The 22,310-nt window shown below is 45.0% G+C and carries 15 protein-coding genes and 1 riboswitch; of the genes, 3 read left to right on the top strand and 12 right to left on the bottom strand.

All coding sequences use genetic code 11. The annotated features are described in order from the left end of the window. Window positions 1–12 precede the first annotated feature (12 nt). A riboswitch (cobalamin riboswitch) is annotated at window positions 13–273 on the top strand. A 90-nt stretch (window positions 274–363) separates the two neighbouring features. From E5672_RS00515 to E5672_RS00505, 3 genes are all read left to right on the top strand, one after another. Further along, window positions 364–2,286 carry a TonB-dependent receptor plug domain-containing protein gene (locus tag E5672_RS00515; RefSeq protein ID WP_240692123.1) on the top strand — a complete coding sequence of 641 codons (1,923 nt, stop codon included), beginning with the start codon at window positions 364–366 and terminating at the stop codon, window positions 2,284–2,286. Window positions 2,287–2,750: 464 nt separating this feature from the next. Next, on the top strand, window positions 2,751–3,383 hold the full coding sequence (locus E5672_RS00510; RefSeq protein ID WP_136780457.1) for a thiol:disulfide interchange protein DsbA/DsbL: 633 nt from the start codon (window positions 2,751–2,753) through the stop codon (window positions 3,381–3,383). Between the two features lie 78 nt (window positions 3,384–3,461). Further along, window positions 3,462–4,052, top strand: coding sequence for an HD domain-containing protein (locus tag E5672_RS00505; protein WP_136780456.1), 591 nt, complete (start codon window positions 3,462–3,464; stop codon window positions 4,050–4,052). Between the two features lie 70 nt (window positions 4,053–4,122). Here the strand turns inward: E5672_RS00505 and E5672_RS00500 are convergent, their stop codons facing one another. From E5672_RS00500 to nirB, 12 genes are all read right to left on the bottom strand, one after another. After that, window positions 4,123–5,343, bottom strand: coding sequence for an alginate export family protein (locus tag E5672_RS00500; protein WP_136780455.1), 1,221 nt, complete (start codon window positions 5,341–5,343; stop codon window positions 4,123–4,125). 129 nt (window positions 5,344–5,472) lie between these two features. After that, window positions 5,473–6,348, bottom strand: coding sequence for an ABC transporter ATP-binding protein (locus E5672_RS00495; protein WP_136780454.1), 876 nt, complete (start codon window positions 6,346–6,348; stop codon window positions 5,473–5,475). A gap of 16 nt (window positions 6,349–6,364) precedes the next feature. Further along, window positions 6,365–7,360 carry an ABC transporter permease gene (locus tag E5672_RS00490; RefSeq protein ID WP_205676460.1) on the bottom strand — a complete coding sequence of 332 codons (996 nt, stop codon included), beginning with the start codon at window positions 7,358–7,360 and terminating at the stop codon, window positions 6,365–6,367. Window positions 7,361–7,449: 89 nt separating this feature from the next. Next, a complete protein-coding gene (locus E5672_RS00485; RefSeq protein ID WP_136780453.1) occupies window positions 7,450–8,859 on the bottom strand; it encodes a CmpA/NrtA family ABC transporter substrate-binding protein in 1,410 nt (469 codons plus the stop codon). A 569-nt stretch (window positions 8,860–9,428) separates the two neighbouring features. Next, entirely contained in the window at window positions 9,429–10,745 is a 1,317-nt protein-coding gene (locus E5672_RS00480) for a methyl-accepting chemotaxis protein (protein ID WP_136780452.1), read from the bottom strand. A gap of 276 nt (window positions 10,746–11,021) precedes the next feature. Then, window positions 11,022–12,617, bottom strand: a complete 1,596-nt coding sequence (locus tag E5672_RS00475) for a GGDEF domain-containing protein (protein WP_136780451.1) — start codon at window positions 12,615–12,617, stop codon at window positions 11,022–11,024. Between the two features lies 1 nt (window position 12,618). Next, window positions 12,619–14,139 (bottom strand): bifunctional metallophosphatase/5'-nucleotidase, encoded by a 1,521-nt coding sequence (locus E5672_RS00470; RefSeq protein ID WP_136780450.1) that lies wholly within the window; start codon window positions 14,137–14,139, stop codon window positions 12,619–12,621. Between the two features lie 188 nt (window positions 14,140–14,327). Next, window positions 14,328–15,314 (bottom strand): glycosyl transferase family protein, encoded by a 987-nt coding sequence (locus tag E5672_RS00465; protein WP_136780449.1) that lies wholly within the window; start codon window positions 15,312–15,314, stop codon window positions 14,328–14,330. Beyond that, a complete protein-coding gene (cobA, locus tag E5672_RS00460) occupies window positions 15,298–16,281 on the bottom strand; it encodes a uroporphyrinogen-III C-methyltransferase (protein WP_136780448.1) in 984 nt (327 codons plus the stop codon). Before cobA ends, E5672_RS00465 begins: the two co-directional genes overlap by 17 nt. A 12-nt stretch (window positions 16,282–16,293) precedes the next feature. After that, on the bottom strand, window positions 16,294–19,161 hold the full coding sequence (locus E5672_RS00455; RefSeq protein ID WP_136780447.1) for a nitrate reductase: 2,868 nt from the start codon (window positions 19,159–19,161) through the stop codon (window positions 16,294–16,296). Window positions 19,162–19,247: 86 nt separating this feature from the next. Next, window positions 19,248–19,619, bottom strand: a complete 372-nt coding sequence (gene nirD, locus E5672_RS00450; protein ID WP_136780446.1) for a nitrite reductase small subunit NirD — start codon at window positions 19,617–19,619, stop codon at window positions 19,248–19,250. 78 nt (window positions 19,620–19,697) lie between these two features. Then, complete coding sequence (gene nirB, locus E5672_RS00445) at window positions 19,698–22,247, bottom strand: nitrite reductase large subunit NirB (RefSeq protein WP_136780445.1); 2,550 nt, start codon at window positions 22,245–22,247, stop codon at window positions 19,698–19,700. Between the last annotated feature and the right edge of the window lie 63 nt (window positions 22,248–22,310).

Here is a 22,310-nt window from a genome sequence, read left to right as displayed (position 1 = left end):
TTTTAACTTAGATATACTTGCTAGCGTGTAGGTGCTTTTGTCACGCTTTAAAACAACCTAAGTGACAAGAGTTAAACGGGAAATCAGTGAAAAACTGATGCTGCCCCCGCAACGGTGAACTCAACGCCCTGTCGTTTTCTTTTCATACGCCACTGTCTTTTACGTTATCGCGCTATTGCGCACTTAACGCCATTAGATGGGAAGGCAAAAGAGCCATTATATTGCTAGTGATGGTGAGTAAGCCCGGATACCGGCCTGTACTTCATGGTGTCGTTTGCTTGCTCACATCCATAATTAAGCAAGAACGTGCACTTTCCCTAATCATGTGCTCGGGTGGAGCGCATCAAAGACAACATAAAAACCATGCGTACACATTTTACTAAAGCAGCCATTAGCGCTGCTGTTATTTCGTGCTTAAGCACACCAGCCTTTGCTCAAACTTCAGATCAAGATATCGAAACCTTAACGGTTACAGGCACGCGTTTGCCTATTTCATTGACCAAGCTTCCTGGTTCAGTATCGGTACTAACTGAAAGTGATATTAAAGCTTCGGGTGCACTTCAACTTACCGATCTCATTCGCGGCCTACCCGGCGTTAGCTTGTCTCAGTCAGGCAGCCCTGGCGGATTAACAGAGCTACGCGTGCGCGGCGGTGAAACCAACCATCTGCTTGTTTTGATTGATGGTGTTATTGCTAATGACATTGGCCAAGGTAGCCTTGTCGATCTTGCTCATCTCACTAGCGCAAACGTGGTGCGTATTGAGCTTGTTCGCGGGCCGCAAAGCGCAAGATGGGGCAGCGGCGCTATCGGTGGTGTATTAAGCATCACCACAAAATCAGGCCAGTTTGCCGACAGTTCATCACACGTAGACTTCTCTGCTGGAGTTGGCACACAAGGTACACTCCAAGGTAGCATGAACGCACGTTCGCAAAGCGATAACGTAGGTGTTTCTGCATACGCTAGCTATATTCGCACTGACGGAGATAACGTATCTCGTGTGGGTAATGAAGATGATGGCTATGACAATATGACCGCGGGCATTAACCTTAATTATGCTGCTACTTCTGAGCATACGTTAATAGCTAACCTTCGCACAGTTCAGTACAAAAACGACTACGACGGCACTGACTTTGTAACAACAGGCCTTCCCGCCGATTCAGATAACGTGACAGATGGCACACAAGTTAGTGCGAAATTAAGGTGGGAATTTGCCCCTGAAAACACAGACTATCGCTCAGCGCTAAGCGCACACTATCGCAAAGACGAAAACGATAACACTGAGTCAGGTTCAGACACAGGCGGCACTACCGGTGAGCGCATAGAGTTAAACTGGACAGGATTTTATACCGTCGACAATTGGAATTTTGCGGGTGGTGTTGAATATCTTCAGCGTATTTTTACCCAGCGCGGTCCTATTGTGTTTGGTGACCCCAATCAGAAGCAGCATGACAACACCTACAGCGTATTTGCAGAAGCAAATAGCGAGTTAACTGAATCGTTAACCGCGTCACTTAGCGCCCGATTCGACAACAACAGTGAATTTGATAACGCCGTAAGTTTTCGCGGCGGTTTGACATGGCAGCTTAACGAGAACTACGCTGTTTTCACAAGCTATGGTAAAGCCGTTAAAACACCTACCTTCACCGAACGCTTTGGCTACTTTCCTGCAAGCTTTATAGGCAATCCCAACTTAGAGCCTGAAACCAGTGAAGAGTGGGAAGTGGGTGTTAAAGCCAATTGGACATCACTGTCTGGTCAAATCAGCGCTTACACTACTGACCTTGAAGACGAAATTAACGGCTTTGTATTTGTATCTGACTTGGGTGCGTTCAGTTCTGATAATATCGACGGGAAAAGTTCACGAGAAGGTGTTGATGTAGAGCTAAATTGGGACAGTGGCTATGGTGACATTACCGCAGCCTATAGCTATTTAGACGCTGAACAAACCGACGCTGGGATCACAAGTACCGAGTTACGTCGCGCTCGCCATCAAGGTTCACTTACTTATACCACTAACTTTGGTACGGAAAAGTTTAGCTTCTACACTAAGCTAGCCTATACCGGAAGCCGTTATGACACCTTCTTCCCACCATACCCTGAACCATCACAAACGTTGGCACTTTCAGCTTATACCCTTGCTACTGTGAACCTGAGCTACCAAATTGACACGCAGTGGCAGGTTTCTTTGAAAGTAGATAATGCATTTGATACCGACTATGAAGACATTGTGGGCTATGCGGGTCAGGAACGTCGTGCACTGTTTTTAGTTAACTACACTATGTAGCTAATCAAAGTAAGACCTACCTCTCGACACAAACGTTGATCTACATTCAACAAATTGAAGGGTTACACTGATTTGTAACCCTTCTCTTATGCTTTCTTGAACCTAGTTTTCCTACAGCGGTATTTTTCAACATTATTTCTGGTATGGTCCAGAGCATTTATCTATCCCCTGCTACGCTCTTATGTACATTCACCCTTCTTAAGGTTCATATTCTGTTCATGGTTGAGCATTTATCCTGTATCAGTCGTTCACCTCATAAAACACAGAGTTACCCAGCTATTTGTCGCTTTTTATGAAACAACGGCATTTTTTCGCGATAAAGCATAAACCTTGTCGTTGAATCCCGTTTTTTAGTGAGCTTATCGCGTACTAAGGCGTTGAAGTAAAACAGGTCCTAGTTAAGCGAATAAGGCTGTGATAATCTCACCATCGAAAGATTGTTTTTTAATACAGGATCATAATCCATGAAAAAGTTTGCAGTAATGTTTGTCATGGCAATGCTTTTGCCATTAGCAGCCTGCGCGCAAGAGCCAGCGTCTAAATGGAAAGAAGGCACGCACTATAAAGTGCTTGATAAAGAAGCCACAGATAAACCCGTTATTACTGAGTACTTCTCATTTTGGTGCCCTCACTGCTTCCAGTTCGAACCGATCGTTGCACAAATTAAAGAAAAGAAAAGCGACGGCACTAAGTTTAATAAAGTTCACGTGAACTTTATGCGCTTTACTGGCCCGGAAGTTCAAGACGATGCGACTAAAGCTATGCTAATTGCCCGCGCAATGAAGCAAGAAGATGCAATGAACGGCGCTATTTTCAACTATATTCACAAACAACGTGCATCTATCACAGGTTTAAAAGACCTTCGCAACATCTTCGTGGTAAACGGCGTAGACGGTGAAGAATTTGATAAAATGGCCAAAAGCTTTGGCGTTAACAGCATGGTGCGCAAAAACCAACAGCAAATTGATGAATACCGCGAGCACCTAACAGGTGTACCAAGCTTCATTATCAACGGTAAATATCAGCCAACATTCACCGCTGATATGTCGTTCGATGACATCGCTGACCTGATTGTGTGGTTGTCAGAGCAGAAGTAATTTGGTTTAACAACCAATAACATCTTTAATTATAAAATGGGCGCTTTGGCGCCCATTTTTACGCCTAGGAGCCCCCGAATGTATGCAGTAAGCGACTTTGCTGAATTCATCTGTGAACTTGACCAGCTAAAAGCGGTGAAGCGCCAGATCACCCTCCCGTGTGATAACTATCGACAAGAAAACTCCGCAGAGCACAGCTGGCATGTTGCATTAATGGCAAATATGTTGAGTGAATATGCGGCTAAACCTATCGATATTACCCGCGTTATTCGCATGATCCTTATTCACGATATCGTGGAAATTGACGCTGGCGATATGTTCGCTTTCAATGATCAAAGTGACCATGACGCGCAAGCCGAGAAAGAGCTTGCTGCAGCCAAGCGCATTTTTGGGTTGTTACCGAGTCCACTGGATAATGAAATGCTTGAGTTATGGCTTGAGTTTGAAGCAGCCGAAACCGCAGATGCAGAATTTGCTAAAGCAATGGACCGAGTGCTACCCGTTTTCCAAAACATGAAAGACAATGGGGGAAGCTGGAAACGCCATTCAATTGCAAGAGAGAAAATTGAAAAACGTAATGCCCATTTAAAATCTTGCGCACCAGCGCTGTGGGACTACGTATTGCAGCAGCTAGATATAGCCGTTGAAAAAGGTTGGCTAAGTCAATAACGACTAAGCCAACCTAAATTTGGTGTAGCTATTGCGCTACGCGGTATCTAAAAATAGATTCCCCCTGCGATTAAAAGCGGGTACCAACCCACATCCAAAAGCGGTTAGCATCTACTTTTATATCGCCCGCGTCATAAGTACCGTACTTGATACCAAAATTATACTTTCCAGCGAATTTCTTAGTATATTGAACGTTAATTTCGCTACCTAAATCGTCAACACCATTGCTGCTATCGTCTGCAGAAAAGTCATGGTAAGCCAATAGCCATTTTCCTCCAGCTAAGCCTCCAGATAGTGAAAACTTAAGGTCTTTCAGACCCTGGGCAGGCGTACCCAAAAACTGATCGGTCCATCCATTGAATTTGTGTAGGGTAGCAAGGGGCGTTGCAAATCCGTACATGCCATCGTCTGAGCCTAAGATTTCGTAATCCACTTTAGCCGTTACGCCAGAGAATGTGGCAGCTAAATATGCATTAAGATAAGACGCATCGAAATCGGTGGCCGTTTCACCCGCACCAGCTTCGCTCGATTGAGTCGCAAATTCACCACCGTAAGCCCAACTAACGCTATCGCCTTTCATTTTACCATCGTAGCTTACACCATAAGTATCTAGTGCGTTGTCAGTATCGTTATCAACTTCTAACAAATAAGCATAGGCCACAAATTTACCTATCTTAGATGTATAGGTTGCGTGAAGGATGTGGTCTTTTGAATCAAGATCAGCGGCCTCTGCGAAGATACGGTTGCGCTTGTACAAATAGCTATAGAAAAGCTCTAGATTGTCCGATGCCGCATATTTAGCACTTACGGCGTCGAAGGTCTGACGGTCTTGTCTCCAGCCAACGTGGCCAACAAATCTGTGATCATCTAGCGTAATCACCTGGCGACCTACTTTGGCAGTGAACTTATCCGTTTTATATTGAATAAAAGCTTGGTCAACTTCCGTTGTTTCAGGGTCGGCAATTACCGAGTATTCACCTACATTAAAGCCTGTAGGCCCTACAGTAAACTCGTCCTGCCCCATTACGATGCGGCTGTCTTCGACTTCAGCAGTAAACGAGAAACCATTAACGCTGCCCGAACTAAACCCTAAACGCGTGCGCAAAGTCAGAGCGCTAGCATCTTCTAATGCATTGTCTTGATCAACTGACTCGTAGCGCAAGTTCAGGTCTGCCCATGCTTTTGAATCACTAAGGGCGGCGTGAATATCGGCAGCCATCGCGCTGCCGCCTAATACTGTCATAACAGATGCCGCTAGCACATTCATGCTTAATTTTTGTAACGTGTTCATGTGTATTCCCTATCGGTTTTGATTTTTATTAGCCAACACTTACCCAGCCAGCTTTAAAACACTGGTTGAAAAGTGAAATTCGTAGGTTGTGGGCGGCGAAGCTACCGCCCTTATCAGATGCCGATAATGCTAGGCAGCATCTGATTTTTTATCGTCTTTTTTTTCAGATGTCACCCCGCTGGGTTTTGATGACGCGCTACTAGCGCGTGAAGTAACGGTTTCAACCTTCTTCTGCTTGTCGTATAAGAAGGTCAGTACCTCATGTCGGTAGTGGTTGTATTGTTTATGGTCTGCAAGCGCTAGTCGGTCTCGTGGACGAGGTAATTCAATATCCAAGATTTCGCCAATAGTGGCCGCAGGGCCATTGTTCATCATAACAATGCGGTCAGATAGCAATACTGCTTCATCCACATCATGCGTTATCATGATGACGGTATTACCTAAATCAGCATGAATTTCCATTAGCGAGTCTTGAAGGTGAGCGCGCGTTAACGCGTCTAGTGCGCCGAACGGTTCGTCCATCAATAACACTTTAGGCTCCATCGCCAGCGCACGCGCAATGCCTACTCGCTGCTTCATACCACCTGAAATTTCACTAGGCAGTTTGTCAAGAGCGTGCGTCATGTGTACAAGCTCTAAGTTATGCATGATCCAGTCACGCATCTCGCCTTTACTCTTGCCCCGCATGGTCGATTTAACTGCCAGTTCAACATTTTTATAAACCGTAAGCCAAGGCAGTAGCGAATGGTTTTGAAATACTACGGCGCGCTCGGGTCCAGGCTGCTTTACTTCAGCGCCATCTAATATCACGCCACCAGAGGTAGCCTGATGCAAACCTGCGATAATATTTAGTACCGTCGATTTTCCGCAACCAGAGTGGCCAATTAATGAAACAAATTCACCTTTGCTAATTTTAAGATTTACATCTTGAAGCGCAGTAAATGGCCCCTTCGGTGTTGGGAAGTCGATACCTACCTGCTCTAACTCTAGGTGTTTAGTGTGCATAAATTTCTCCTCAAAATTAGCGTAATACGCTCGACTTATCCCAGCTTACCGCGCGCTGAATTGATAGCATTAAGCGGTCAAGAACAAAACCAATTGCCCCGATAGTAAGCACTGCAACCATGATTCTGGCTAATGACTCTGAACTTCCGTTTTGAAATTCGTCCCAAACAAATTTTCCTAACCCCGGGTTTTGAGCAAGCATTTCGGCAGCAATAAGTACCATCCAGCCAATACCAAGCGACAATCGAAGTCCGGTAAAAATCATAGGAATAGAAGACGGCAATACTATTTTGGTTAAGTGTGCAAAAGGGGTAAGACGCAGCACTTTACTCACATTGATAAGGTCTTTCTCAATGTTTGACACGCCCACTGCGGTATTAATTAGCGTTGGCCATAAGCAGCAAAGCGAAACCGTAAAAGCAGATGTCACAAAAGATTTAGAAAACGCCGGATCTTCACTAACATAAAGCGCGCTAACCACCATGGTAACTAACGGCAACCATGCTAGCGGTGAAACTGGCTTAAACAACTGAATAAGCGGATTTATTGCCGTGTATGCCGATTTACTCAAACCGCACAAAATCCCCACAGGCACTGCCACTACTGACGCGATAAAAAAGCCAACCATAACAGTGTAAAGGCTTGTCCATATTTGGTCGAAGAAAGTAGGCGCTCCTGTAAACTCTCTAATTTTAGGCTGATATGTAGGGTCTTGCGCTATACGTGCAGCATTTCTCGCTTCTTGACGCTGGTAAAACGCATCCGCTTTCTCACGCTGAGCAATATGCTCATCGACTAAGGCACCAGCTTGCTCAAAAACTTGAGCTGGACCTGGAAACTGCCCTAACGACGTGTCGATACTCTTTGCAACGCCATTCCAAATGGCCAAGAACATTAGCAAGCCGATAACGGGCAACAGCAACGCAGGCATGGATTGATATAAACGACTCAACACAGAGTTGGCGTTTGACGGCGATGATGGAAGGCGAAGAATGGTTGTCATCTTGCTCATTGCTTGCTCCTGACTCTTTGTATGCGCTAATGCGCTGTGTAAGTGCCCCGCCTTCACAAAGGCGACGACGGGGCGGTTCTACAAGACACTTAAAGTACAGTGTCACCCTTAAGACCAATATCAAATTGCTCTAAGTAAGCGTTAGGTTTGCTTCCATCAAACGTCACGCCATCAATAAATTCGCTTTGAGGTGGTTTATAACCAGTTTCCGTTCCAAACTCAGGGAAGTCAGAAGCTTTAGCCTTACCTTCTGCGATTAGCGCTTTAGCAGCCTGAGCATAAACCTCTGGTTTGTATACTTTTTTAGCCGTTTCTTTATACCAGTCATCAGACTTTGCTTCTGAAATTTGGCCCCAGCGACGCATTTGAGTGAGATACCAAATTGCATCACTGTAGTACGGGTAAGTGGCGTTGTAACGGAAGAATACGTTGAAGTCTGGAACTTCACGCTTGTCGCCTTTTTCGTATTCAAAAGTACCTGTCATGCTGTTAGCCAGTACGTCTTCGTCAGCGCCAACGTAGTTGCTCTTAGCAAGAATCTTTACTGCTTCAGGGCGGTTAGCATTGTCGTTTTCATCTAGCCACATTGCGGCACGGATTAATGCTTTTACCACGCGGATATGAGTATTAGGGTATTTTTCAGCCCAGTCTTGGCTTACGCCAAATACTTTTTCTGGGTTGTTTTTCCAGATTTCATAATCGGTGATCACAGGTACACCAATACCTTTAAATACCGCTTGTTGGTTCCATGGCTCACCAACACAGTAGCCATAGATAGTGCCGGCTTCCATTGTCGCAGGCATTTGTGGTGGAGGCGTTACAGATAACAGTGCTTGAGCATCAATTTGACCTGCAGTATCCCCTTTGTGCGGTGCGTAGTAACCTGGGTGAATGCCACCAGCAGCAAGCCAATAGCGCAACTCGTAGTTATGGGTAGAAACAGGGAATACCATACCCATGTTAAATGGCTTTCCTGCATTGCGATACTCATCAACCACTGGCTTTAAGTAATCAGCCTTAATGGGATGCACAGGCTTGCCATTTTCTTGTGGAATGTGCGCCTTCATTTTGTCCCAAATTTCGTTCGAGACAGTAATGCCATTACCATTTAGATCCATACTAAACGCGGTAACTACATGGGATTCCGTACCAAAGCCAATTGTCGCACCAAGTGGCTGGCCTGCAAGCATGTGAGCGCCATCTAACTGGCCATCAATAACGCGGTCAAGCAATACTTTCCAGTTAGCTTGCGCTTCTAAAGTGACGTATAGCCCTTCATCTTCGAAGAACCCTTTCTCGTACGCCACAGCGAGTGGCGCCATATCTGTCAGTTTAATAAAACCAAACTTCAGTTCTTCTTTTTCAGGCCAGCCAACTGCAGGGGCTTGTGCTGAAACAGAAGTTGAAAACGTTGCTACAGAGACAACAAGTGCAGCACAAACGCTCGCACTCGCCGCCCTAAAGCGTTCCAATAGTGATGTTGTCTTTAACCCAGTCATACGTGTTCCTCGTAACCAAAAAAAAACCCACCTACTATCGACATTAAACTGTCTAGCATGGTGGGCTTCGTTGCCGTGTTAGTAACATCGGAGTAATTACTAACGCATCAAATTGTTGTTGGTAAGTCAGGAATTCCCGCTCACACACCTCATCTTAAAGGGAGGTTATTTAAAAGCTTTAGCTTAAAAAACCATCTTTTATTATTGTTATTATCATTTGCCATAAATGCCGGAGAAGATGGAGCTTCCTTACTGCTCTCCATTGATTCCTGATAATTTTTCTTATTCACACTATGGTAAATGTTGTGCTGTACACACTGCGCAAACAGTTGTGCCACACTCGCTGCCTTATATGACAACGTAGATATTGCACGTATTGTTTAGCAGCGAGCGTGCCAAAATTTTAAACACCTGATAAATATAAGGTTTTCAAAAAAATCAACATTATCAAAAGGGATTGATTAATGATTTGGTGCACCAAAACGGTGGAGGTGTTCAACCATGGTGCGAATGAGCGTGCACCATGGTTGGTCTAATACAACCTAAGTAAGTGAGATGTATATTATCTTCTATAGACGTTTAGTGAATTGTCCGATGGCGTTAACCACCTCGTTTGCGCCGCTTTGAATTTCTCCCATTGCATGACCAGATTGCGTTGAGTACTCCAATGCTTCGCGGGCTTTTTCTTGCCCAGCCTCAATCAACTGAACCGCATTCTCGGTAAGCTTTCTGTTCTCTACCACTACGTTTACTATTTCTTCGGTTGCGCTGCTTGTCCGTGACGCCAATTGCCTAACCTCGTCGGCAACAACAGCGAAGCCTCTACCTTGATCACCCGCCCGAGCCGCTTCTATTGCCGCGTTTAAAGCAAGCAAATTGGTTTGGTCTGCAATGCCACTTATGCTTTTTACCAAATCGGCAACTTTCTGAGATTGCTCATCAAGGTCTTTGATCCCTTCACTTGCATTACCCATTTGTGTTGTAAGCTCATTCATTGCTTTTACTGTAGCGTTCAGCACTTCGTTGCCTTTGCGCGCCTGCTCACCCGTTTCTTGCGATATGTTAAACGCCACATTAGCCGCTTCAGAAATGGCAAACTCACGCTGCATTTGCTCGGTAATTACCGTGGCAAACTTAACGACTTTATAAAGATTGCCGTCCTCATTTCTGATTGGGTTATAAGACGCTTCAAGCCAAACTTCATTGCCCCTACTATCTATTCGCTTAAACCTGCCCGACTCTAATTTTCCTTCCGCTAAGCCGCGCCAAAATTGTTTATATTGTTCAGAGTTCGCTTCTTGTTCGGTACAAAATATTCGATGATGCTTTCCTACTATTTGCTCATGCGTATATCCCATACCTTTAAGAAAATTGTCATTTGCTTTTATTATCGTCCCATCTAGGTTGAACTCTATAACTGCAGATGAGCGGTGAAGCGCAGCAATCATGTCGCGCAATTCATTGCTGTGAGTAATATTTCGCGTCTGCTCTGCCATATAAAAGGCAATATACTTCACATTTCCAAATGCATCATCAACGGGCTGAACAATCCCCCTTACCCACAATTCTTTTCCTTTTGCATCCTGAAAACTGACTGCACCATGCCAATGACGATGGGTTTTAATAGCGCCTAGCATGTCCTGTGCCGCAGGCTTTCGAAGCATACTTTGACTCATCATGCTTTCTAGCGTCTTCCCTTCCAAATTACCTGACGAGTACCCGGTGGCTTGAGAGCATAAGTCATTTATTCCGTTCACCTTACCGTTTGCACTTAACTCGATGTACAGCATCTCTTCGCGAAGCTCTTCCTGAACAGTTTGATATGCCTCAATTTCTTTTTGCAAACGCGAGTTTTCTGCTAGCAACTCTTTATTTTTGAAAAACATTCTGTGCTCCTGGTGAACTAAGCTTCTCTCTTTGCTCAGACCGTAAACTTTCTGTGATGTTATCCACATTAAGTAAGATGTGGTTATGCACAATTAATGACGGTTAGTATCTGAATCGATAAGCTAATTTTTTTGGTTTTGATTAAAGATAGCAGAGGAATTGAAGATTATTAGGGATTAACAAAAATAAAATAAAAGCATTAATGTTTGTTGGTCTATGAAAGCACTTGCCCTGTGAAACAGAACAAGCAAAATCTGGGCTTGCACAGCCTTAGTTTAGGGAAGCGATGTATATACGCAGCGATTCCGCCCACTAGATTTGGCATCGTATAAGGCTTTATCAGCGGCATTTAGAATTGCTGTGAGCGTCCATTCTTGGTGATTGGAAAAATCTACTGTTGCAATGCCTAAACTGGCTGTGATGACGGTTGATACAGGACTTTTACTGTGGTCTATTTTGAGCTCTTCGATAGCCTTTCTAATCTCTTCAGCCTTAATCCTTGCACCTTTTTCATCGGTATCCGGTAGGATCGCGACAAACTCTTCTCCGCCATAACGAGCACAAAAGTCAGTGTTGCGTGCCACCACATCATTTAACTCTTTCGCTACCGCCTTTAAACACTCGTCACCTTTAGTATGGCCGTAATTATCGTTGTACAATTTAAAACTATCGACATCTAGTAAAATCATAGTGAGAGGCCAATTATGCCGCTTTGACATCGCCATTGCTTTTTCCATTTCCATCTCGAACGCTCTTCGATTGGGAATTTGGGTCAACGGGTCACTCAAAGACAAGCGAATTAGCTGCTCTTCCTGACTTTTAACTCTTTCAAAATATAGCGCAAAGGTTTTGGCTAACCGTGAGATTTCATCATTGCCTTCGAACCGAGTAACTTCATCACTGTTTTCTTCTACTAAATTCGTCAACGCTATTAAACGCAATATAATACGCTTATAAATATAAAAAATGATGGCGCAACAAATAGTCAAAACAATTAAAGATAACGCTACCGAAAGCGTAATTTGTTTTGAAACCGCTATATTTGTATCTAATGCATATGTTGAGGTAGCTTTGGTAACAGATGATGCTCTAAATTCGATGTTAGAGGCTACTTCTTCCGCTAAATGTTCAACGAAACTCCCTCGTCCTCTAGAACGACCTCGAATACGCATAACGTTGGCCTGCTTATCAATCATGCCCCACTGGCCAAGTACCCCCTCCTCCAACGCATTCACTAATTCACTGCTGCCCCTATCCAATGGAGATGCACGAAGTGCCGCAATACCTTTCTCTATGCTGTCCTCAAGCTTTCTCAATTCGTGAAGTTGAAATTGCTGGTTGATTTGAGCGATTTGCAACACCAGAGGAACTAGTTTTTTTGAAGATTGAAGGCCATCGTATTGTTTATTTCTACTTTCTAAAATGTCGTTCAGGTAGGCAAACAATACTTCTCTTTCCACCCTCACCTCTTTTTCTACATCAATACGCTGGCGTACCAGTTCATTTAGCTCTTGTATTTCGAGGGTGAGCACGTTTAATTGAGTCGCTAGATATTTATCACTTTGTTCCAGCTTTGAATCAGATGAAGTTAAACGTTGAATAGTCTCGTCTAGCTGCGTTTTTATGATACGTCGTGCCGATTGACTTTCAGAAGAGGTTAGTCGAGCAGAAAGAGAAATTAAATGCTGAACTTCGCGGGTTATTTCCGTTGCTTTACTCAGCGTTGGTATAGAATTACTAGAAATATCTTCTAATACCTCTTTCACGTTGATTAAACGAAGCAGAGACAATATCAAAATCAATAAAAAGAAAACCATTACGCTGCACTGAGCGAATATAAACAAATATAGGGTCTTCTTCTTATGTTGCATTCTACCGACCACCTTCCACTATATTTAGTATACGGCCATCAACTGCAGGCATTACAGTGTATTGATTAACAATGGTCTGCATCACCAAGTCTGATATTTGAGGCGGCCGAATGCTTAAAACATTTTTCGATTGCGCATTTTTCAACGCATAATAGCCGTCACCTCCATTAGCCAAAAAGTTACTCGTAGCTAGCGTGTATATCTTCAGTTTATCAATTGGGTTGCCGTTGATAGTGACACTTTTTATTCTGTGGAATGATGCTGCTGAAGGGTCAAAACTATAAGACATGCCCGATACGTGAGGAAAGCCCCCTTTTAAGTTTTGATATTGAGAAAGCCCCTCTTCTAGCGCTTGTATTACCTGTGCACCGCTGACGTCTAATGTTACGACATTGGCGCGAAAGGGTATTTCAGTAGCTATGTCCTGTCGGGTAATGGGCGTTCCGGCCCTGTATTGTTTGTTACCACGAATACTCCCTCCATTTATGAGTGCTATATCAGTATTCGCATATCGTTTCATACTATCTACTACAAAATTAGCAAAGGGATTTTCTTGGCTTCTGACCTCTTTCCTTGTGGTCGAAATATCCGTTTGCCATTCGCCAATTTGAATATTAAGCAGCCGACTTAGTCGAGACTCATATTCAATCAACTGTTCGTTTAATTCGCTGTCAACGGGTAAGTCTTCCAATGACAGCTCTTTATAAGAGGTTGCTTGCCAAGCCGTGTTTTTCTCGAAGCTTGCCACTATCGCCGTGCCCTGCTGAGTAAGTACCATGGTATTTGGGTGACGTGTGGTATTAACCAGTTCATTTTCATCTAGACGACTGTCAGTTATAAATGCCACATCAATAATACGTTTATTCAGCATGGTATTTATAAAGGGGAATGGGTAGGAATAATGCAACAGAATCATATCCGCGCCCTGCTTTCTTAATCGCCTAGATTCTTCCAAAATGGCTTTTTGCGGAGGTGTAATTGAAATATCTGAAAGCTGATATTCTTCTATGACTCGCTCATGTAATACTGAAATAACACCTAGTGTAATTTGCTCTTTTTCAATAAGAATCGATGTGCGTAACCCGTCTGGAGAACGCTCTACTCGACTATCTGTTACATTGCTTGCTACTAATGGAAAAGCGGCTTCATAGGAGCGTAACGACAACTCATCTTCATAAAAACTAAACTCCCTTTTAGTAACTCCCATTACATCAGGTTCGATTGAGTTTAAAATATCGATAATATGCGAGCCGCGATCGAACGACGAAAGAGCGCTTGGGCCTATCGAACCACCGCCAAAAACAAAAAAAGTGGTATCACTTCGCTGTCGCTGCTGTTGAACAAGTGTTTGAAGATTAGCATATCGTCCGGTGCGGCTGTCGCTGATATTCGGCATGTCAGCCGTGAGGACGAGGGTTACCCTTGATTTAACCGGATGTTCCTGGCTTTCAGATACAGCATTGCCCGCTCGAAATAAGAGCAAAAGGCTAGCTAAAAATATAGGCCACTGCGTTAATCGCATAACACCACTTAAGAAAACCTTGTTAAGACCATTAACAAGTATAGCAACGATTAAGTCAATGCGACGATTGGCTATTTTTCGTCAGTCAACAAGCTTTTTATGCGCTGACAGATTCCATTTTTAAGCGAATAGTTCGCCTTCAACTAACCGTAGACTCTAATAAACTAAATGGTCACCACACCAAGTGATTAGAATGGCGATGCGTTTTTATCCCGCTGCGCCCAAAGCTGCCTTGCTTGCGATAGGGCATCTGCAACATCACAACTTTGTAGAAGTACTAGATAGCTGGCAAGTGTGCTCAAGATAGCCTGTTCACCGTAAAGGCTACTCGCGTTACCCGCCCAGACATTAAGCATGTCGTTAACGTTCATGTCTTTGTCTTTAAGCGCCCATTTATCTGCAACCACAGGCATAATCACTTCATCAGTCTTGCCATTACGGGTAATGAAAAGTTCGGTCTCTCGCTCACCGTTTACTTCAGGGTCTCCGCCATCTCCACGGAAACAAAGCGCGTCGATTGAAGGATAATTTTCATTAACCCGACAGTGTTTATGGTCAAGGTGCATATGATAAACCCCTTGCACACAATATTGCGCTGCGGTGGGGTTTAGCAACCTCGCGAGAGTATTTGCGCATGAACGCAGGCCAAAGACCTCGCGAAGTTTAATAATCGTATCGAGAGCAGGCAGCAAATAAGACAAATCGAGGTAGGTAACACCTTTTTCTGCCAGTTGCTGCTTTGCGTCACTGATGCTGTTCACCTCAGGAAGGCCCAATTTGGGTAACGCTATACTTGCATAAAGACGTCCCGAACCCGGCTCATGGGCACCGTGAAGCATAACGGAATAACCATTGTTGGCCAGTACCGCTACGGCCAATAAGTACCACGGTAACTGGCGTCGTTTTCCGGCGTAGCAGCCAATATCTATTGTAGGAGTGAGTGTTTTTACCTCTGGCTCTATCAGCTCTCTGCATGCATCGACAAAACCAATGACTTCTTCTGGCGTTTCTTCACGGGTACGAAGCAACATGAGAAATGCGCCCCGTTGATCGCCTGTCACTTCGTTGGCCAACACCATTTTCATGGCATGGTAAGCTTCATCGCGGGTGAGGCTACGCCCTCCTTTTTGGCCCTTACCAATAATTTTTATGTAGTCGCTAAATGGTTGCTGCATGCTCGGATGAATGTAGTAGAAGAGTGTTTACCTGTTGACGAGACTCTACCACCTTTCCAAATATAAGTAACGTAGGCCCTGTCAAATTTGCAGCGTTAACTTTGCTATAAATATCTTTTAGCGAACCAGTAATTACGCGCTGTTCGGGAGACGTAGCATTTTCAATTGCCGCTACGGGCCATGAGTTCGGCACTTTATTGTGAACCAAGCCTTTGCATAACCCTTCTAGTCGGCTAAGCCCCATATAAACTACCATGGTTTGCTTCAACACATTTTGTGCCATAGTCGCCATTTCAGGCCATTGGTCCGCGTCTTTAAAATGTGCGGTCATAAAGCTTACTGACTGAGCGCAGCGCCTGTCTGTTAAAGGGATTCCCGTATAGGCAGACACGCCCGATGCCGCCGTAATACCAGGAACAATAGCAAAAGGGATGTGGGCTTTTGTTAGCGCATCGGTTTCTTCGCAAGTTCTTGCAAATAGGGCTGGGTCACCACCTTTTAACCGCACAACAATATGCCCTTCACTTGCCAATTCAACGACGCGTTTGCAAATAGCGTCCTGAGTAAAGCTGTGCTTTTTGCAGCGCTTCCCTACATACTCTTTCACCACTTTAGAGGGAATTAGCGCAAGAATATCTTCACTAACTAAAGCATCGAAAAGCACGACATCGGCTTGCTGCAGCAGACGAAGCGCTTTTAAAGTGAGTAACTCTGCATCTCCCGGTCCAGCACCTACGATATACACGTGTCCCTGTTTACGACATTCATTGTGACTATTTGCTGACTTCAACCACTTATCTAGGTACGAATGCTCAGATGAAGTTTTAGCACTAGCAGAGCGCTGGCTTTTGGTTTTAGTCGAGGTTCTCGCCGAAAAAGCATCGCGAGTAAACAGATTAAGAAAAGATTTCTGCGGTTTAAATAAGGTGCGCAAAAACGGTAACGACCAACTAGATGCAATTGACATAATTTAACGCTCCTAAACAGATTGGGTTTCAATAACTAAATGCTTGTCTATAAGCTGAGACAAGGCGGGCTTGCACGAGCCGCAGTTGGTACCGCACTTTAACCGCTCTCCTAGGCTAGCTACTGTAGAACAACCGCCGTTGATGGCATCTGTAATCGTCTTTTCTCGTACTTCAAAGCAGCTACAAACTACATCACCATTTAAAAATACGTCGTCGACTTGGCCTCGCAATAAGTTGCGCTGAGTCTCTACCGAAATAGGTGTATTTAAGAGGCTGGCAAGCCATGCGTTAGGTACTGACCATGTACTTTCTGGGTGTGGCGCTGCCAAGGCTTTTGTCGCATTTTCCGGCTTATCGCCTAAAAACGCAGCGAAACAGAGTACGTCATCGACAAGCGCAAGGCATACTGAGTATGCATGGTGATGAAACTGAATTAGCACCGCGTTTTGCGGTAGAAGAGGTATTAATGCTTGTACAAACTCTCGACGGCCTTTATTCAAAGCAACATTCAATACTGATAATGCTGCATCCGAGTTATTTACAGATGAAGACGGCTCTGTGCTTTCAAGCGGTGTCGTATTCCAGTAGTCACATACATGCTTTAGCGCGTCTTCATATGAAGAGCTAAGTTCTGAATTATGTGCTGATTGGTTTACTGATGAAACAAAGAGCTTACCGTAGGTAGTAAAAGTGACTGGCGCGATAGCAACCGCAGCGTGTTTTAACTCAGGTTGCCCTGAAATAGGGTCTACCGCGCTGTCGTAAAGTGCGCCTAGCTTACTGTGCGACCCCCATTGCGCCGACCAGTGAATGGGAATGAAAACTTCCCCTTTGCGCATATCCGTATCCATTTTTACCGGGTAGATAACAGGGGCGTCTTTACATACTGCACTTGAAAGAGAAACAAGATCTCCGTTTTCAACGCCCATTGCAGCAGCGTCTTTAGGGTTAATATGCACGTTAGCACTTGGCATATGAGCCAGTAACTTTGCCGCTTTACCCGTGCGCGTCATGGTATGCCACTGATCTCGCGCTCGGCCGCTGTTTACAACAAAAGGATAAGCGTCTGATGTTACCTGCAGTGGCGCTTTGTAAGTTACGGGAATAAGTTTAGCTTTGCCACTAGGGGTTGAAAACCGTTTATCTTCAAAAGGACGTTTACTGGTAAGGCTAGGTTGAGAATTAGAACTGGCCGTATTCTCAGCTTTTATAACTGTGTGAAACGGCCACTGCAAAGGCGATAGCCCATTGTACTGAGCTTCATTTAACGCTTGTAAAGGTGACAGGTCTAACTGACGCTTACCGTCATTTTGATAGCCGGTTAGCCCAGCGTATTCAACGAATATTTGCGACGGATGGGTAAAGCTAAATGCCTCGCCAAAGCCCATTTTACCCGCCACTTCGCAAAGTATTTGCCAGTCGTGTTTTGCACTACCTGGTGGAGGCAATATACCGCGCTGACGTGAAATACGGCGCTCTGAGTTTGTCACTGTGCCGTCTTTTTCCGACCAGCCCGTGGCAGGAAGGGCAATGTGCGCGTAGTTAAGCGTATCGTTGGACTCAACAATATCAGACACTACAACCATGTCACATTTTGAAAGCGCGCGCTCAACTTGACCGCGATTCGGCATACTGACAACAGGGTTAGTCCCCATTATCCACACAAATTTCACCTTACCTTCTTCAATGGCATTAAATAGGTCTACGGCCTTAAGCCCCTGCCCTTTAGGCATAACAGGGGCGTTCCAATAGGTTTTAACAGTGCTGATATGCTTAGGGTTTTCAAGGTCCATGTGTGCAGCCAGCATATTAGCTAAACCACCCACTTCGCGGCCCCCCATTGCATTGGGTTGGCCAGTAATAGAAAACGGGCCACAACCGTCTTTGGCAATTAAATCCATAGCTAAGTGACAGTTGATAATAGCTTGGGCTTTGTCCACACCAGCAGAAGACTGGTTTACACCCATAGAATAAAACGTAATTGCGCTAGAGGCTTTGCAGAAGGCATCAAAAAAGGCCTTAATGCTGTTAATGTCCAGGTCGCATACTTCAGCAACGTCATCTAATGATAGGGCATTTGCACTTTTAAGCGTTTCTTCAAGTCCCTCGGCGTAGCTCTCAACAACGGATTTGTCTATACAACCTTGTGCGTTTGCATAGCTGAGTAAACCATTAAATAGCGCCACGTCGCTACCTGGCTTTAATGGAAGGTGTAAATCGGCAATGGTACAGGTTTCGGTTTTACGCGGATCAACAACAATGACCTTCATATCAGGGTTTTTCAGCTTTGCTCGCTGAATGCGTTGAAAAAGCACTGGGTGTGCCCAGGCCGTATTACTTCCCGTAATTACCAATAAATCTGTACATTCCAGATCGGAATAATCGCATGGCACCACGTCTTCCCCGAACGCGCGCTTGTAGGCGGCAACGGCTGATGACATACATAGGCGTGAATTCGTATCAATATTGGCACTGCCGATATAACCTTTCATAAGCTTATTGGCAATGTAATAGTCTTCGGTGAGAAGCTGACCTGATACATAAAAAGCAACGGCATCCGCGCCATACTGCGCAATGGTAGATGTGATCTTATCCGCAATTAGATCGGTGGCCGTGTCCCAATCCACCGATTGACCTGCCATGGTTGGGTGAAGCAAACGTCCGTTTAAGTCGTTTGTTTCAAGCAGGTTTGTTCCTTTAACACACAATCTTCCAAAATTGGCGGGATGCTCTGGCGTGCCTTTAACAGTGTCCAGGGTTGTGGCACGCTTGCTTACGTTGCAACTAATATCTACACCACACCCAACGCCGCAGTATGGGCATGTTGTTTGTCTTAATTGTTCAGACATCATGTCGGGTTGTCGTGTAGCCATATTCATTTCATTACCTTTTCGATTCCGCAGCTTGTGAAAGGGGTATTGCCGGATACTTAAATTGTTCCCGGCTCCCAAACAGTAGGGCCTAGCTAAACACCCACGAAAACCTTGTTATCCTCTATCTTCACGGCATAAGCCGAAACGGATACATCATCGTGTTCTTTACACACCCCTGTTTCTAAAAAGTAATGCTCTTTGTATAAAGGCGAAGCGACAACAGGTGCACCACCTATTGACCCCAAAAGCCCACGATAAAGTACGTTTGCTTTGCCAATAGGGTCGTAATTACTAATAGCGAAAACTTGGGTTTCGCCGTTTATTTTCAAACTAAAAATGGCCACTTGCTGTGAGTCAACAAGGGCGCAAACCCCACTGTTTGTCACTAGGTCGTTCGTTTCACAAACGTAGTGCCATTGCACATCTTGCTGTTCTGACGCCATTACGTTTTGCGCAGCTGTCATAATTTGTTTCTCCTAACTAGGTTAATAAGCCAGTTGCTACACCATTAAATCTATGGGCTACACCATTAAGTCTATGGGCTACACCATAGAGACAGGAATGAACTGATCTTTACCTGCTACTTTTTCAGCTTCCGTAGCTGGGCGAACTTGGCCTCGCTCTGAAACAAACTGAATGTTGGTGTCGCTAGCATTGCTGTTTACAAATTGACGGAAACGCTTGCGCGACTCAGGGTTTTCAATGGTAGTTTTCCATTCGCACTGATAAGCATCAACCACAGCATCCATCTGCGCTTCAAGCTCACTATTAATGCCAAGTGCATCGTTGATTACAACATCTTGCAAGTAAGCTAGCCCACCCTCTAAGTTGTCCATCCATACCGATGTGCGCTGTAGGCGATCAGCCGTTTTCACGTAAAACATCAGCACGCGGTCGATATACTTAATAAGGGTTTCGGTATCTAGGTCGGTGGCAAATAGGTCTGCATGTCGCGGCTTCATACCGCCATTACCGCAAACGTAAAGGTTCCAACCTTGCTCGGTAGCAATAACACCAATGTCTTTACTTTGGGCTTCTGCACACTCGCGGGTACAACCCGACACAGCAAATTTAATCTTATGTGGCGCACGTAAGCCTTTGTAACGATTTTCTAAATCGATAGCGGTTCCTACAGAGTCCTGTACACCGTAGCGACACCAGGTGCTTCCCACACACGACTTCACCGTGCGCAGCGCCTTCGCGTAGGCGTGGCCGGTTTCAAATCCACCAGCAACGAGTTTTTCCCAAATATCGGGTAACTGCTCTACGCGTGCACCAAATAAATCGATGCGCTGGCCACCAGTGATTTTGGTGTACAAGTTGTATTCTTTTGCCACTTCGCCCAACAGTATCAGCTTTTCAGGCGTAATTTCCCCGCCCGGTACACGTGGTACAACCGAATACGTACCATCTTTTTGCATGTTGCCAAGGTAAATATCGTTGGTGTCTTGTAGTGGAAGATGTGAAGACTTAAGAATGTAGTCGTTGTACACCGAGGCTAAAATTGAGCCAACTGCAGGCTTACAAATTTCACACCCTAGACCTTCACCATGTTGCTCTAATAGCTCGTCAAAGGTGCGAATGCCGTTTACCTTAACAATGTGAAAGAGTTCTTGTCGGGTGTAATTGAAGTGCTCACATATAGCTTTTGATACTTCCACACCGCGTTTTTCAAGCTCGCTATCCACTACGTTTTTAAGTAGGGCAGCACAGCCTCCACAACCTGTACTGGCTTTAGTTTCACCTTTCACATCGCCAACGCTACAACAGCCACTTTCAATAGCTGAAACAATGTCGCCCTTAGTCACGTTTAGACATGAACAAATAGAGGCCGTGTCTGGAAGTGCATCGGCACCTAATGCTGGTGCAGCATCAGAAGAAGGCAGAATCAGGCTTTCTGGGTGTTCAGGCAATTCGATATTATTAAGCGCATACTGTAGGAGCGTGTCGTAGTCACTGGTATCACCTACAAGGACCGCACCAAGTACATACTTTTGCTCGCTATCTACCACCAGCTTTTTATACACGCCCTCGGGCTGATTTAAGTAGGTGTAGCTAAGCGCTCCGTCTGTGCGTTCATGGGCATCGCCAATTGAGCCCACTTCTACGCCCATAAGTTTGAGTTTAGTGCTCATATCTGCGCCAGCGAACTCTGCATCGCCACCTGTGATATGACTCACTGCGGTACGTGCCATGGTGTAGCCTGGCGCAACAAGACCAAAGATTTTGTTATCCCACAGCGCACATTCACCCACAGCGTAAATGTTTGGATCAGACGTTACGCAATGGTTATCTATAACAATACCGCCGCGCTCGCCAAGTGTTAAAGCCGACTTTCTGCCAAGCTGATCGGAAGGTCGAATACCAGCAGAAAAAAGAATCATATCGGTTTCAAGTGCAGTGCCGTCAGCAAACACCATTTTATAGCGACAGGTATCACCAGCCTCGATAGTTTGGGTTGCCTTTTGGGTATGAACCGTAACGCCCAATGCTTCAATTTTATCTTTTAAAACGTTACCACCAGCTTGATCGAGCTGTACCGCCATAAGCTGCGGGGCAAACTCAACCACGTGGGTATCTAGACCGGCTTGCTTTAATGCGTTAGCAGCTTCTAAACCCAACAGCCCACCACCAACAACAACCCCTACTTTGCTCACCGCTGCTGACGCTTCAATAGCGAGTAGATCGTCAATGGTGCGATACACTAAGCAATGCTCTTGATCGTTGCCTGGAATAGGTGGGACAAATGGGTATGAGCCCGTGGCTAGCACCAGCTTGTCGTAGCTAAACACCTGCCCTTCCGACGTCGTCACTTTATTATTGTCACGGTCTATATCCGTCACCAAGGCATTGGTGACTACGTTTACGCCCCATTCGGCGTACTGAGCGGGTGTAGTAAGCGCTAAGTCATCAGCACTCGCGCCGCTAAAAAAAGACGACAGATAAACGCGGTCATACGCAAGGCGAGACTCGCCGCATAAAACGGTTATTTCTACATTGGCATCGCTTTGGTGAAGCTGCTCAACAAAATGATGCCCCACCATGCCGTTGCCTACGACGACAATTTGCGTTTTTGAGTCCAATGAAGTCATGGTATTCCCCTTTTTTCGGGACAAAAAAAAGCCCGCTTCAACTTTCGTTGATGCGGGCTTCGT

It is taken from the genome of Alteromonas portus (assembly GCF_005117025.1).
GTDB classification, from domain to species: domain Bacteria; phylum Pseudomonadota; class Gammaproteobacteria; order Enterobacterales; family Alteromonadaceae; genus Alteromonas; species Alteromonas portus.
This window is presented reverse-complemented; position numbering and strand designations above follow the sequence as displayed.

What these genes read in the sequence shown, in the direction of transcription:
- E5672_RS00515 (WP_240692123.1), top strand. Translation starts at nt 364, where the DNA reads ATGCGTACACATTTTACTAAAGCAGCCATTAGCGCTGCTGTTATTTCG.
- E5672_RS00510 (WP_136780457.1), top strand. Translation starts at nt 2,751, where the DNA reads ATGAAAAAGTTTGCAGTAATGTTTGTCATGGCAATGCTTTTGCCATTA.
- E5672_RS00505 (WP_136780456.1), top strand. Translation starts at nt 3,462, where the DNA reads ATGTATGCAGTAAGCGACTTTGCTGAATTCATCTGTGAACTTGACCAG.
- E5672_RS00500 (WP_136780455.1), bottom strand. Translation starts at nt 5,343, where the DNA reads ATGAACACGTTACAAAAATTAAGCATGAATGTGCTAGCGGCATCTGTT.
- E5672_RS00495 (WP_136780454.1), bottom strand. Translation starts at nt 6,348, where the DNA reads ATGCACACTAAACACCTAGAGTTAGAGCAGGTAGGTATCGACTTCCCA.
- E5672_RS00490 (WP_205676460.1), bottom strand. Translation starts at nt 7,360, where the DNA reads ATGAGCAAGATGACAACCATTCTTCGCCTTCCATCATCGCCGTCAAAC.
- E5672_RS00485 (WP_136780453.1), bottom strand. Translation starts at nt 8,859, where the DNA reads ATGACTGGGTTAAAGACAACATCACTATTGGAACGCTTTAGGGCGGCG.
- E5672_RS00480 (WP_136780452.1), bottom strand. Translation starts at nt 10,745, where the DNA reads ATGTTTTTCAAAAATAAAGAGTTGCTAGCAGAAAACTCGCGTTTGCAA.
- E5672_RS00475 (WP_136780451.1), bottom strand. Translation starts at nt 12,617, where the DNA reads ATGCAACATAAGAAGAAGACCCTATATTTGTTTATATTCGCTCAGTGC.
- E5672_RS00470 (WP_136780450.1), bottom strand. Translation starts at nt 14,139, where the DNA reads ATGCGATTAACGCAGTGGCCTATATTTTTAGCTAGCCTTTTGCTCTTA.
- E5672_RS00465 (WP_136780449.1), bottom strand. Translation starts at nt 15,314, where the DNA reads ATGCAGCAACCATTTAGCGACTACATAAAAATTATTGGTAAGGGCCAA.
- cobA (WP_136780448.1), bottom strand. Translation starts at nt 16,281, where the DNA reads ATGTCAATTGCATCTAGTTGGTCGTTACCGTTTTTGCGCACCTTATTT.
- E5672_RS00455 (WP_136780447.1), bottom strand. Translation starts at nt 19,161, where the DNA reads ATGAATATGGCTACACGACAACCCGACATGATGTCTGAACAATTAAGA.
- nirD (WP_136780446.1), bottom strand. Translation starts at nt 19,619, where the DNA reads ATGACAGCTGCGCAAAACGTAATGGCGTCAGAACAGCAAGATGTGCAA.
- nirB (WP_136780445.1), bottom strand. Translation starts at nt 22,247, where the DNA reads ATGACTTCATTGGACTCAAAAACGCAAATTGTCGTCGTAGGCAACGGC.